Origin of the sequence: Arenibaculum pallidiluteum, assembly GCF_017355985.1 — a bacterium.
Taxonomy (GTDB): Bacteria; Pseudomonadota; Alphaproteobacteria; order Azospirillales; family Azospirillaceae; genus Arenibaculum; species Arenibaculum pallidiluteum.
Map to the genome: position 1 here is coordinate 129255 of NZ_JAFIQU010000018.1, position 13109 is coordinate 142363.

The 13109-nt window shown below is 71.3% G+C and carries 11 protein-coding genes; 4 read left to right on the forward strand and 7 right to left on the reverse strand.

The annotated features are described in order from the left end of the window. Positions 1–27: 27 nt before the first annotated feature. A complete protein-coding gene (dctP, locus tag JUB13_RS25800; protein WP_207484210.1) occupies positions 28–1074 on the reverse strand; it encodes a TRAP transporter substrate-binding protein DctP in 1047 nt (348 codons plus the stop codon). Between the two features lie 47 nt (positions 1075–1121). Further along, positions 1122–1751, reverse strand: coding sequence for a helix-turn-helix domain-containing protein (locus JUB13_RS25805; protein ID WP_207484212.1), 630 nt, complete (start codon positions 1749–1751; stop codon positions 1122–1124). 171 nt (positions 1752–1922) lie between these two features. On the opposite strand from JUB13_RS25805, the gene JUB13_RS25810 reads away from it, so the two are divergent. The 4 genes from JUB13_RS25810 to JUB13_RS25825 are packed head-to-tail and all read left to right on the forward strand — an operon-like array spanning position 1923 to position 6897. Then, positions 1923–3410: an FAD-linked oxidase C-terminal domain-containing protein gene (locus JUB13_RS25810; protein WP_207484214.1), complete on the forward strand. Its 1488-nt coding sequence runs from the start codon at positions 1923–1925 to the stop codon at positions 3408–3410. A gap of 4 nt (positions 3411–3414) precedes the next feature. Continuing rightward, positions 3415–4671 (forward strand): FAD-binding protein, encoded by a 1257-nt coding sequence (locus JUB13_RS25815; RefSeq protein ID WP_207484216.1) that lies wholly within the window; start codon positions 3415–3417, stop codon positions 4669–4671. A 7-nt stretch (positions 4672–4678) separates the two neighbouring features. Next, positions 4679–6013, forward strand: a complete 1335-nt coding sequence (gene glcF / locus JUB13_RS25820) for a glycolate oxidase subunit GlcF (protein WP_207484219.1) — start codon at positions 4679–4681, stop codon at positions 6011–6013. Positions 6014–6048: 35 nt separating this feature from the next. Continuing rightward, positions 6049–6897 carry an alpha/beta hydrolase gene (locus tag JUB13_RS25825; protein WP_207484221.1) on the forward strand — a complete coding sequence of 283 codons (849 nt, stop codon included), beginning with the start codon at positions 6049–6051 and terminating at the stop codon, positions 6895–6897. Between the two features lie 15 nt (positions 6898–6912). On the opposite strand, the gene JUB13_RS25830 is transcribed toward JUB13_RS25825, so the two are convergent. The 5 genes from JUB13_RS25830 to JUB13_RS25850 all read right to left on the reverse strand — a co-directional run bounded on the left by JUB13_RS25830 (position 6913) and on the right by JUB13_RS25850 (position 12784). Continuing rightward, positions 6913–7884: an MBL fold metallo-hydrolase gene (locus JUB13_RS25830; RefSeq protein WP_207484223.1), complete on the reverse strand. Its 972-nt coding sequence runs from the start codon at positions 7882–7884 to the stop codon at positions 6913–6915. 228 nt (positions 7885–8112) lie between these two features. Beyond that, entirely contained in the window at positions 8113–9558 is a 1446-nt protein-coding gene (gene pyk, locus JUB13_RS25835) for a pyruvate kinase (protein ID WP_207484225.1), read from the reverse strand. Next, complete coding sequence (locus tag JUB13_RS25840; RefSeq protein ID WP_407928178.1) at positions 9555–10874, reverse strand: glycerate kinase type-2 family protein; 1320 nt, start codon at positions 10872–10874, stop codon at positions 9555–9557. Before JUB13_RS25840 ends, pyk begins: the two co-directional genes overlap by 4 nt. Positions 10875–10925: 51 nt before the next feature. Then, the gene (locus JUB13_RS25845; RefSeq protein WP_328703023.1) at positions 10926–11741 is read right to left on the reverse strand and encodes a FadR/GntR family transcriptional regulator; all 816 of its coding nucleotides are present in this window, start codon (positions 11739–11741) and stop codon (positions 10926–10928) included. A 116-nt stretch (positions 11742–11857) separates the two neighbouring features. Further along, positions 11858–12784: a DMT family transporter gene (locus JUB13_RS25850; protein WP_207484227.1), complete on the reverse strand. Its 927-nt coding sequence runs from the start codon at positions 12782–12784 to the stop codon at positions 11858–11860. Positions 12785–13109: the final 325 nt, after the last annotated feature.

The following is a 13109-nucleotide window of genomic DNA, read 5'->3' on the forward strand; positions in this document are numbered from 1 at the left end:
GAGCGCGCCCCGGCTTGCCGTTCCGGCTCAGGCGAGCAGCCCGAGCTGCTTCATGAAGGCGACCTGACTGTCGAGCACCTTGGTCGCGATCGGCTCGTTCTTCGCGGCCGCCTTCCAGGCCTCCTGCGCCTTGACGCGGGCCTGCTGGACATCCGCGGCATCCAGCGAGACGACCTCGACGCCCTTGGACCTGTAGGCCGCGATGGCCTTCACGTCCTGGACCATGATGTGCTGGCGCAGGGACGAGGAGATCTCGCGGGCGGCGACGGCGAGCGCCGCCTTGAACTCGGCCGGAAGCTTCTCGTAGGCGCCCCGGTTCGCGACGTAGCTGGTGGCCGTGGTCGGCTGGTGGGGGCCGGGCATCACGATGTGCTTGGCGACCTCGGCCAGGCCCGCCTCGAGGTTCGCGGTCAGGTCGCCGCGGTCGGCAATGTCGATCAGGCCCTTGTCGAGCGCCGAGTAGACCTCGCCCGTCGCCAGCGGCGTGACCGAGACGCCGAGGGCGCCCATCACGGTGGAGGCGAGCCCGACGAAGCGGCCCTTCTTCCCGCTCATGTCGGCGACCTTGCGGATCGGGACCTTGGAGTGGATGGGCTCGGCCCCGTAGACGGTCGGGGCGACGTAGACGAGCCCCGCCTGCCCGTAGGCCTGCCGCGCCAGGTCGAGCCCGCCGAGCTCGTAGAACCAGGCCTCGAACTGGTCGGGGTCGGGGAAGCCGAAGGGAACCGTGCTGGTGAAGGCCAGCGCGGGGATCTTCCCGGCCTCGTAGCCGTCGAAGGTCTTCATGAGCTGGAAGGCGCCGCCCCGGACGGCGTCGAACATCTGGTTCGCGGGCACGATCTGGCCGGCGGCGAACAGCTGGATCTTGAAGCGGCCGCCGGTGAGTTCGCCGACACGCTGCACGAACCGCTCCTCGAACTTCTGCGGCGTCGTCCCGCCGTCCCAGAGCGCCTGCATGCGCCAGGTCACGGTCTCCTGCGCGAGGGCGGGCGCCGCAAGCGTCGCGGCCGCCGCCCCGGCGGTCCCGAGGCCGATAGCCTTGAGGGCGGCGCGCCTGTGGATGATCGACTTCATGGTGCTCTCCCTTTCCCTTTGGTTCGTCTCTTGGTTGGTCTTCGGATTCAGGGCCGCGGCTGGGCGGGCGGCAGGATGACGACGAGCGCCTTGGCCGTGTCCTTTCCTTCCGCTTCGCCGCGGTGCTCGATCGCGGCGTCGAAATACACGCAGTCCCCGGCCTCCAGGACGTATTCGGCGCCGGCGTAGAGCCACCGGACGCGGCCTTCGAGCACGAAGAAGATCTCCTGCCCCTTGTGCCGGTAGAGCAGCTTCGGCCCCGGGGCGACGGGCGGCATGGTCAGGACGAAGACCTCGGCCTGACGGTCGCGCATGCGGTAGCCCACAGATTCAAAGACGTAGCCGAGCTCTGTTCCGTCGCGGTTGACCGCCCGCCTCTCGCCGGACCGGATCAGCGAAAAGTGTGGGTTTTCGCCGGCGTCGTTGAAGATGTCGCCCGGGCGCACGCCATAGGCACTGGCAAGGCGCTGGATGATCGCAATGGACGGGATCGCCTTTCCCGACTCGACCTTGGACAAGTACCCCTTGGTGACCTCGGCGAGATCCGCGGCTTCGGCCAGGCTGCGCCCGGCTTCCATCCGGAGTCTTCTGAGGCTCGCGCCGAGTTCTTCCACGTCCGGGTTTCCTGGGTGTTTCCTGCACGGAAACAGAATGGAATCGCGCGGGCGCAGCTGCAAGCATTTTGTTTGCCATGCCGATCTTCAGCGGGCGTCGCGGACGGGGCGGCAACTCCCCGCGTGATCGCCGGGTTGCCGTGCCCACCGTTGCGCGATTGCCTGCACGGGCCGGGCGGTGCTACCTGTAGCCGGTAATTGGTAATACCACTTGTCCCTGCCAGGAGAACCGGCATGGAAATGCCGAAGCCGGATGCCGCGGTGCTGGCGCGGCGCGTCGAGCTGATCGGGGCCCTGCGCCGCATCGTTCCCGGCGAGGGCGTGATCGTCGATGCCGACGAGCTGCGCGCCTACGAATCCGACGGTGTGATGGCCTACCGCCAGATGCCGCTGGTCGTCGTGCTGCCGAGCACGACGGAGCAGGTCTCCGAGGTGCTGAGGTTCTGCCACGAGGCCGGGGTCAAGGTTGTTCCCCGCGGCGCCGGCACATCGCTCTCGGGTGGGGCCCTGCCGCTGGCCGACGGCGTGCTGCTGGGCATGTCCAAGTTCAACCGAATCCTGGAGATCGACTGGGAGGACCGCTGCGTGCGCGTGCAGCCCGGCGTCACGAACCTGGGCATCACCACGGCCGTGGCCCATCGCGGCTTCTATTACGCGCCCGACCCGTCCAGCCAGATCGCCTGCACCATCGGCGGCAACGTCGCCGAGAACTCGGGCGGCGTGCACTGCCTGAAATACGGCCTGACGACCAACAACGTCCTCGGCGTCGAGATGGTGCTGATGAACGGCGAGGTCGTCCGGCTTGGCGGCAAGCACCTGGATTCCGAGGGTTACGACCTGCTGGCCGCGGTGACGGGGTCCGAGGGCCTGCTGGGCGTGGTGACCGAGGTCACCGTCCGAATCCTTCCCAAGCCCGAGACGGCCCGCGCGCTGCTCCTGGGCTTTCCCACCGTCGAGGGCGGCGGGCAGTGCGTGGCCGAGATCATCGCCGCGGGGATCATCCCCGGCGGAATGGAGATGATGGACCGGCCGGCGATCCACGCCGCCGAGGATTTCGTCCATGCCGGCTATCCGCTGGATGTGGACGGGCTCCTGATCGTGGAGCTGGACGGGCCCGAGGCCGAGGTCGACCACCTGATCGCCGAGGTCGAGCGCATCGCCCGCGGCTGCGGGGCAACCTATGCCCGCGTCAGCAGCTCCGAGGAGGAGCGGCTGACCTTCTGGGCCGGGCGCAAGTCGGCCTTTCCCGCCGTCGGCCAGATCGGGCCCGACTATCTCTGCATGGACGGGACGATCCCGCGCAAGGAGCTGCCGCGGGTCCTGCGCGCCATGACCGAGATGTCGCAGCGCCACGGGCTCCGCGTCGCCAACGTCTTCCATGCCGGCGACGGCAACCTGCACCCGCTGATCCTCTACGATGCGAACCGTCCGGGCGAGATCGAGAAGGCCGAGGCGTTCGGGGCCGACATCTTGAAGCTCTGCGTGGATGTCGGCGGGGTCCTGACCGGCGAACACGGCGTCGGCGTCGAGAAGCGCGACCTGATGCCCTACCAGTTCCAGCCCGAGGATCTGACGCATCAGCAACGGCTGAAATGCGCCTTCGACCCCGACGGGCTGCTGAACCCCGGAAAGGTCTTCCCCCAGCTCCACCGCTGCGCCGAGATGGGCCGCCTGCACGTCCATCGCGGCCAGATCCCGTTCCCGGACATCCCGCGGTTCTGAGGTCATGACGAGCGTCCAAACCCCCGCACAGGACGGCGCCCCCACGGGCCCGTCCGTGCTGAAGCCCGCGACCGAGGCCCAGGCGCACGAGGTCCTGCGCTGGGCCGTCGCCGAGGAGCAGCCGGTGGAACTCGTCGGCGGCGGCACCAAGCGCGCCATCGGGCGCCCGGTCCAGGCCGCGCACAGGCTAGACTTCTCGGGACTGCGCGGGATCTCCCTCTACGAGCCCGAGGAACTCGTGCTCTCCGCTGCGGCGGGGACGCCGCTGGCCGAGATCGAGGCCACGCTCGCCGCGCGGCGCCAGCAGCTCGCCTTCGAGCCCGCCGATCCCGGCCCGCTGTTCGGCCGGCCGGCAGGGACCCAGACGCTGGGCGGGGTCGTTTCCGCGAACCTGTCGGGACCGAGGCGCATCAAGGCCGGGGCCGCGCGCGACCACGTGCTGGGGTGCCGGGCGGTCAGCGGCCATGGCGAGCTGTTCAAGGCCGGCGGGCGCGTCGTCAAGAACGTCACGGGCTACGACCTGCCCAAGCTGTTCACGGGTGCCTGGGGCACGCTGGTCGCGCTCACCGAGGTGACGCTGAAGGTGCTGCCGGCCCCCGAGCACGAGCGCACGCTGCTGCTGCTGGGCCTCGATGACGCGGCGGCGATCCAGGCCTTGTCGTCGGCGCTCTGCAGCCCGCACGAGGTCGCGGGAGCCGCGCATCTCCCGGCGGCCATGGCCGCGGGGATCCCCGGCGCGGCCGAGCAGGGCGCGGCGGTCACGGCCATCCGGCTCGAAGGCTTCGCGCCCTCGGTCGCCTACAGGGCCGGCCTGCTCGAGAAGGCGCTGGGCGGGAAGGCCGCGACCGCGGCGCTCGAAGGTGGGGCGTCCGCCGCATTCTGGCGCGCCGTCAGGGACGTTGCGCCGTTCGTGGCACGGCCCGAGCGGGCGGTCTGGCGAATCTCGGTCGCACCCAGGCGCGGCCCGGCCGTGCTGGGCGAGCTGGCCGCGCGCCTGGGCGCGGAAGGGTATTACGATTGGGGCGGCGGGCTGATCTGGCTGGGCACCGATCCCGCGGGTGACGCTGGCGCAGCCGCGGTCCGTGCTGCCGTCGGCGGCGAGGGCCATGCGACGCTGCTGCGCGCGCCCGAGGCCGTTCGCACGGCGGTGCCGGTCTTCCATCCGCAGGCGCCGGCTCTCGCGGCGCTGTCGGCCCGCGTCAAGCAGACCTACGACCCACGGGACATCCTGAACCCCGGACGAATGACCGCGGGGATCTGAGGACCACATGCAGACGAACTTCACGCTCGCACAGCTCGCCGATCCGGAGATGCGGGAATCCGAGCAGATCCTGCGGCGCTGCGTTCATTGCGGCTTCTGCACGGCGACGTGCCCGACCTATGTCCTGCTGGGCGACGAGCTCGACAGCCCGCGCGGGCGCATCTACCAGATCAAGGACATGCTGGAGGGCGGCAAGCCCGCGCCTGACAGCGTGGTCAAGCACTTGGACCGCTGCCTGTCCTGCCTGTCCTGCATGACGACCTGCCCCTCGGGCGTGCACTACATGCACCTGATCGACCACGCCCGGGCCTATATCGAGGAGACGCACGCGCGGCCGCTGCCGGACCGCCTGCAGCGCCTGATGCTGCGGATCCTGCTGCCGCGCCCCTGGCTCTTCCGGATGGCGCTGATCGGCGCGCAGGCCGCGCGGCCCTTCCGCCGGCTGCTGCCGACGCGGCTCGCCGCGATGCTGGAGCTGGCACCGCGCCGCCTGCCGGGCCCGAGCGCCGTGGACCGGCCCCAGACGATCCCCGCCGAGGGCCAGCGCCGCATGCGCGTCGCGCTGCTGAACGGCTGCGCTCAGCAGGTCCTGAACACCGCAATCAACGAGGCGACGGTGCGCCTGCTCACCCGCCACGGCATCGAGGTCGTGGTGGCCGAGGGCGCGGGCTGCTGCGGCGCCATCACCCACCACATGGGCGACGGGCAGGGCTCGCACGCCATGGCGCGCCGGAACATCGACGCCTGGACCCGCGAGATCGAGCGCGGCGGGCTCGATGCGGTGGTGATCAACGCCTCGGGCTGCGGCACCACGGTGAAGGACTACGGACACATGTTCCGCGAGGATGCCGCCTATGCCGCGAAGGCGGCGCGGATCGCGGGCCTCGCCAAGGACGTGACCGAGCTGCTGGCCGGAATCGGCTTGAAGGAGCCGGTCGTCCTGACGGGGCAGGTGGTGGCCTATCACGCCGCCTGCTCGATGCAGCACGGGCAGCGGCTGCGCACGCAGCCCAAGGCCCTGCTCCAGGCCGCGGGGTTCAAGGTCGCCGAGATCCCGGAAGGGCATCTCTGCTGCGGATCCGCGGGAACCTACAACCTGCTGCAGCCCGTGATCGCGGGGCAGCTTCGCGACCGCAAGGTCCGCAACATCGAAAGCCTGTCGCCGCAGGTCGTCGCCACCGGCAACATCGGCTGCATGACCCAGATCGCCTCGGGCACGGAGATCCCGGTGATCCATACCGTCGAGCTGCTGGACTGGGCGACGGGCGGGCCGCTTCCGGCGGAGCTACAGGGCCGTGCGGGCTGGTCGGCGCCCGCGGTCCAGGCCGCCGCCGCGGAGTAGGGGGCCAGGGAGGCTGCAGGGGGAGAGGGGAAGGCATGCCGTACCGGGACTTCGCCACGCAGGAGGCCATCGACCGCGAATACAACCCGCGCCTGTCCGTCGCCGGCATCGACGAGGTGATGGCCGGCTGGGCGCGGCGCAGCGAGGCGCTGCGCGCGAACGCGTCGCCCCGCCTCGGACTTCGCTTCGGCCCGACCCTGGCCGAATATCTCGACGTCTTCCCCTGCGGCACGTCCGGCGCGCCGATCCATCTCTTCATCCATGGCGGCTACTGGCGCGCGCTGTCGGCGCGCGACTTCAGCTTCGTCGCCGAGGCGCCGCTGGCGCGCGGCCAGCATTGCGTGGTCGTCAACTACGCCCTCTGTCCGCAGGTGACGATCCCGGAGATCGTGCGCCAGGTCCGCGGCGCGCTGGCCTGGACCTGGGAGAACGCGGCGAGCTTCGGCGGCGACCGGGACAGCATCACCGTGTCCGGGCATTCCGCCGGCGGCCATCTGACGGCACGTCTCCTGGAGACCGCCTGGGAGCGCGACTACGGCCTCCCCGCGGCGCCGGTCCGCGGCGCGGTGGCGATCAGCGGCCTCTTCGACCTGGAGCCGCTGCGCTGGAGCTGGCTGCAGCCGGCCCTGCAGATCACCCCCGGTACCGTGGAGCGGGAAAGCCCCGTCCGGCGGCCGCACCGCGTGGCCGTGCCCTTCGTGGCCGCCGTCGGCGGGGCCGAGAGCGCGGAGTTCCGCCGCCAGTCCGCGGACTACGCCACCCAGATTGCCGCGGCCGGCCTGCCGGCCCGCTGCCTGGAGGTGCCGGGCTGCGACCACTTCTCGGTGCTGGAGATGCTGGCCGACCCTGCGGGCACGCTCTGGCAGGCGGTCGAGGCGCTCTGAGCGGCGGCGTGGCGTCTAAAGCGCGTAGGGCCACTCCGCCGGGACGAAACGGTATTCGGACCCCTCGCGAACGACATGGCCAAAGCCCGGGAAGGGCATGTGCATTCCCGCCACCATCACGCGGTCGGCCGCGGCCCGGTCGAAGATCCGCCTGCGCGTCTGCGCGGCCTGCTGCGGATCGACGTCGAAGCTCATGCTCCAGTCGGGCCGGGCGAACTGATAGGTCGCGAGATGGACCGTGTCCGCCCAGATCAGCAGCGCCTCGCCGCCGGACTCCACGACGAACCCCGCATGCCCGGGCGTATGCCCCGGCAGCGGCACGGAACGGATCGAGCCGACGGCCTGTCCCTCGCCGGCGATGCGCCGCAGGCGTCCGGCATAAGCCGCGGCGGCGTTCCGTGCGCCCAGGAAGAACGACCGGAATTCCGACGGTGCCTGGTTCATCACCGAATCGTCGTGCCAGAATACGTAGTCGGCTTCCGTGACCACGAGCTCGGCGTTCGGAAACAGCGCCTGACCGGTCGGCGTCAGCGCCCCGGCGATGTGGTCGGGGTGCATATGGGTGATCAGCACCGTGTCCACCTGGGCCGGTCCAACTCCCGCCGCTGCGAGCGCGGCCGGCAGCTGGCCGAGCGTCGGCCCCATGCTGGTGGAGGTGCCGGCGTCGACGAGCACCAGGCGGTCGCCGAGATTCACGAGATAGGCGTTCACCGGAGTCCTCCGGGGCCCGGGGCTCTGATGCGCGGCCGAGGCCAGCGCCGCGACGGTCGCGCCGTCGGCCCCGACCAGAAAGTCCGGAGGCATGTCGATATAGCCGTCGAGCAGGGCCGTCACCTCCACCGAGCCGACCTTGCGGCGTATCGCGCCGGGTATTGGGGCGCCCGCCATGGGCGCGAGGGCGAAGGCTGGGACCGCGCCTCCGGAAAGGGCCGTGCCGGCGGCGACGAAGCCGGTGGCTGCGAGGAAGCCGCGACGGGAGAGCGCCATGGGAAGACCTCCTGGAGACGGGCGGCGGAGCCGGCATGAAGGGGATCGGACGTGCCTGGCGTCCCTGCTTCGCGGCGGCGCCGGCAGCCTGTCCAGCCAGAATATTGCCGGCCGTCGGAGTCACCAAGGACGCAGGCGGCATAGCGCGCCGCGTCCCTGGATCTCGTGACGGAGCCTTCTTCGCGGCGCTCCGGACCGGTTGGGTGAGGGGGCGCTGCGGACCTGCCGCTACTGCGCCTCGACCCAGGCGATGCGCAGCGAGTTCGTGTTCCCGGGCGTCCCGAAGGGAATGCCGGCGGTGATCACCAGCCGCTGGCCCGCAGCCGCGATGCCGTCCTTGAAGGCGATGCGGCAGGCCTTCTGCGCCATCTCGGCGAAGCTGCTGACATCGCCCGTGGTCACGCAGTGCACCCCGTAGCTCACCGCCAGGCGCCGCGCCGTCCCCATTTCGGAGGTCAGGCACAGGATCGGCACCTCGGGGCGTTCGCGCGCGGCGCGCAGCGCGGTCGAGCCCGAGGTCGTGTAGGTGACGATCGCCGCCGCCGAGATGGTCGAGGCGACCTGGCGCGCCGCGGCCGTGATCGCGTCGGCCGAGGTCCGCTGCGGGGCCGGATGCTGCGCATCCATCACCAGCCGGTAGGAGGGGTCGTGCTCCACCCGTCGGCAGATGCGGTCCATCATCGAGACCGCCTCGATGGGATAGGCGCCGGTCGCCGTCTCGGCCGAGAGCATCACCGCATCGGTGCCGTCGTAGACGGCAGTGGCCACGTCCGAGGCCTCGGCCCGGGTCGGCGTCGGGGCCGAGATCATGCTCTCCAGCATCTGGGTCGCGACGACCACGGGCTTTCCGGCCAGCCGCGCCTCGCGGACGATGCGCTTCTGGATCGACGGCACGTCCTCGGCCGGCATCTCGACGCCGAGATCGCCGCGCGCGACCATCACGGCATCCGACATCTCGATGATCTCCTCGAGATGCTGGATCGCCGAGGGCTTTTCGAGCTTGGCCATCAGCGCCGCGCGGCTTGCAATCAGGCGCCGCGCCTCGGCGATGTCCTCGGGCCGCTGTACGAAGCTCAGCGCGACCCAGTCCACGCCGATCTCCAGCGCGTAGCGCAGGTCGTCGCGGTCCTTGGGCGTCAGCGGCGAGAGCGGAAGCACCACGCCCGGGACGTTCACGCCCTTGCGGTCCGACAGCTCGGTACCCGAGACGACCTCCGTGTCCGCGAAGTCGGCCCCGTGGCGCACCACCTTCAGGCGGGCGCGGCCGTCGTTCAGCAGCAGGTCGGCGCCTGGGACGAGCGCCGCGAAGATCTCGGGGTGCAGCAGCGGCGCGCGGCGCGTGTCGCCCGGCGTCGGGTCCAGGTCCAGGCGGAACGGCATGCCGGGGGTGAGCGCGATGGGCCCATTGGCGAAGGTGCCGATGCGGAGCTTGGGCCCCTGCAGGTCGGCGAGTGCCGCGATCGGGCGGCCGGTCTCATGCTCGATCTCGCGGATGATGGCGAGCCGCTTGCCGTGGTCCTCCTGCTTGCCGTGGCTGAAGTTCAGGCGGAAGACGTCGACCCCGGCATCGAACAGCGCCCGGATGCGTTCCGGCGACGAGGTCCCCGGGCCGAGCGTGGCGACGATCTTCGTCGAGCGTTGACGTCGATGTTCGCCGGCTGCCTTGTGCTTCATGGAGTTCCTCGATCCAGGGTGTCTATCACGATGGCGCGGAAGTCGTTCACGTTGGTCCGCGTCGGGCCGGTGACCACCAGGTCGCCCAGCCTCTCGAAAACTGAATAGGCGTCGTTATCGGCGAGCGCCGCGCGCGGGTCCAGACCCAGCGTTCGCGCCCGCTCCAGGGTGTCGGGAAGCAGCAGGGCGCCGGCCGCGTCCGTGGTGCCATCGATGCCGTCGGTGTCGCAGGCCACGGCGGAGATGCCGGGCCGGCCGTCGAGCGCCAGGCCCAGCGCCAGCAGGAACTCGGCGTTGCGGCCACCCTGGCCCTTGCCGCGCACCGTCACCGTGGTCTCGCCGCCCGACAGCAGGACGAGCGGAGGCGACGCCGGTTGACCACGGTCCGCGGCCTGGGCGGCGATGGCGCCCAAGACCTTGGCGACCTCGCGCGACTCGCCCTCGATCGCATCGCCCAGGATCATGGGCGTGTAGCCCTGCGCGGTCGCCGCGGCCGCCGCGGCCTCCAATGCGTCCTGGGGGCGCGCGATGATGCGTATCTCGGTCCGCGCCAGACGCGGGTCGCCGAGCTTCGGAGTCTCGTCGGCCGCGGCCTCCAGATGGGCGCGTACGGAGGGTGGCGCCTCGATTCCGTACTTGCCGAGAACCGCCCGGGCATCGGCGAAGCTCGTGGGGTCGGCGACCGTCGGGCCCGAGGCGATCGCGGAGGGGCGGTCGCCGGTCACGTCCGAGATCGCCAGCGTCACGACCCGTGCAGGATGGGCCGCAAGTGCCAGCCGGCCGCCCTTGATCGCGGAGAGATGCTTGCGTACGCAGTTGAACTCGTGGATGTCGGCGCCCGAACGCAGCAGGGCGCGAGACACCTGCCGCTTATCCTCCAGCGTCAGCCCGGGCGCCGGCAGGGCCAGCAGCGCGGAGCCGCCGCCCGAGATCAGGCACAGCAGCAGGTCGTCCTCGCCGAGCCCGCCGGCGAGCTCCAGGATGCGGCGCGCGGCATCCTGCCCGGCCTCGTCGGGCACCGGGTGCGCGGCCTCCACCACCTCGATCCGGCTGGTCGGAACGCCATGGCCGTAGCGCGTGACCACCAAGCCGGACAGGGGGCCGGACCAGTGGTCCTCGACGATCCGCGCCATGGCGGCCGCGGCCTTACCCGCACCCACCACAACCGTGCGGCCGCGCGGCGGGGCGGGCAGGTGCGCCGCCACCCGCGATTCGGGCGTCACTGCCCCGAGCGCCGCCCTGAAGAGCGCGGACAGAAAATCTCTCGAAGCGGATGGCACGGTACGGAAGGTCGCGGCAGGTTCGGGTGCGGTCACCTTGGCGCGTCCTGCGTCATTGTCAACCCGGCGGCTCCAGGCCGGTGATGCCTACCGCCTTTGCACGGCCGGGGTGGGATCCAGGGGCAGGCCCGCAGCCGCGCCGGCGGCGGTCCTGTGGTAATGGTCGAGCACCCAGGCCAGGTGGGCCCGCATGGCGGCGGTCGCGCCTTCCGCGTCCCCGGTCGCGATGGCCTCGCAGACGCGGCGGTGTTGCGCGATGATAACGTCGTCCTCGGAGGAGCCGAAAAGCTCGTGGCGCTGGTACTCCAGCAGGTGGGTCAGCGCATCGCGAATCACCGACAGGATGTGCAGGTAGATCGCGCTGCCGGAGGCCTTGCCGATCGCCAGGTGGAAGGCGGCGTCGTCCAGCGTACGCAGCCGGCCGCGGCCGGCCTCGGCCATGCGCTCGACCGTGCGGCGGATCTCCTCGACCTGCTCGGGCGTCGCGTTGCGCGCTGCGCGCCCCGCGGCCCAGCCCTCCAGCACGAGGCGGATCTCGGCGAGGTCGTAGAAGTTCGTGGCCTCGACGCGCATCATGGCCATCAGCGCCGGGTCCATGTCGCCGGCGGTCGAGACGACCCGCGTCCCGCCTCCCTGCACGGCCGCGAGGAAGCCCTGGGTCTTAAGCCGCTGCAGCGCCGCGCGGACCGAGACGCGGCTGACACCCATCTGCTCGGCAAGCTGGCGCTCTCCGGGAAGCCGCTCGCCCGGGGTCAGCTCGCCGCGCGCGATCCTGTCCAGGATCTGTGTCGCCACCCGGTCGGAAACCCGGTCGCCGGCCTGGGCTCCGGATTGGGGGCTTGGCTGGCTGCCGGCCTCGGCCGCGGGCGCCCGGTCATGGGGCAGGTTCTGCTCGTCTCTCACGGGCTCGGCCGAGTTGTTCCGCTCTGCTGATGGTAATACCACCTGTCGGCCGATGCCAGACCGCGCCCGGACGGCGAGCGTGCCCGGACGGCGAGCGTGCCCGGACGGCGAGCGTGCTAGCGGCTGCCGCGGCGGGCCAGGAAGATGCCGGCCAGGACCACCAGCGCGCCCAGCGCCTGGAAGGGGCCCAGCGCCTCGCCCAGCAGCAGCCAGGCCAGCACCGCGGCCGCCGCCGGCTGCACCAGGAGACTGACGGACGAGAAGGTGGCCGGCAGATGGGCCAGGGCATAGGCGATCAGGCTTTGGCCTCCGGCATGGCTGAAAAGGGCCAGGGCCAGCAGGATGCCCCAGCCCCAGGCGGTGCCGGCGATCAGGCCCTCGCCCGAAAGCAGCGCCACCGGCAGCAGGGCCAGCGCGGTGACCACGCCGCTCCACGCCATCAGCGCGGCCGTCGAGAAGCGGGCGCGCAGCTTTCCGACGGAAAGGATGTACCCGGCGTAGAAGGCGGCGGTGAGCAGCCCCAGCGCGTCGCCGAACAGCGTGTCGAGGCCGAGGTTCAGGCTCCGGCTCATCAGGACCGCGGCGCCTGCGATCGCAAGGGCCAGACCGCCCAGGAAGGTGCGGGTGAAGCGCTCCCCCCACAGCAGCCAGGAGGCGAGAGCGACGAAGATCGGTGCGAAGTTCGCCAGCAGGGTGGCGTTGGCGACGGAGGTGTAGTGGATCGACCAATGCCATACGGCGAGGTCGCCCGCGAAGAACAGACCGGGCACCGAGAGGCGGAGATAGTCGGCCCAGCCTGCGGGCCGCGCGTAGGCGCCGCCTCCCTCGAGCCGCATCCACGCGAAGAGCGCGGGAAGCGCGAAAGTCAGGCGCCAGAAGGCCGTAGCGGTGGGGCCGAGCTCGCTCAGCCGCACGAAGATCGGGGCGAAGGCGATGCTGAGCGCCCCTGCCAGCAGAGCCGCGAGGGCAAGACGCTGGCGGCGGGCGGTGGCCCGGGCGATGGCGCCGGTGGCTTCGTTGGTGGCATCGCTGTTGGCGGTCATCGAGCAGGCTTTACGCGTCCGCCGCGTCCTCCTCAACCCTCGGCAGGCCGGGGGCTGGCATGAGTCTCCAGGGGCGGGCTGGCGCGGGCTGCGCCGTTGGGTTATCCAGGATCGTGCCCCTGTCCGGAAAAGCCTGCCGCGCGAACATGACCCCCGACACCGCCCCAGGATTGGCCGCTGGTTCGCTTCTGGGGGCGGACGAGGCTGCGCCGTATGTGGTGTTTCACGGGGAGGGACGGGCGCCGGTTCTGCTTCTGGCGGACCATGCGGGGCGGGCGGTGCCGCGGGCTCTGGGGCGGCTCGGGGTGGCCGAGCCGGAGTTCGA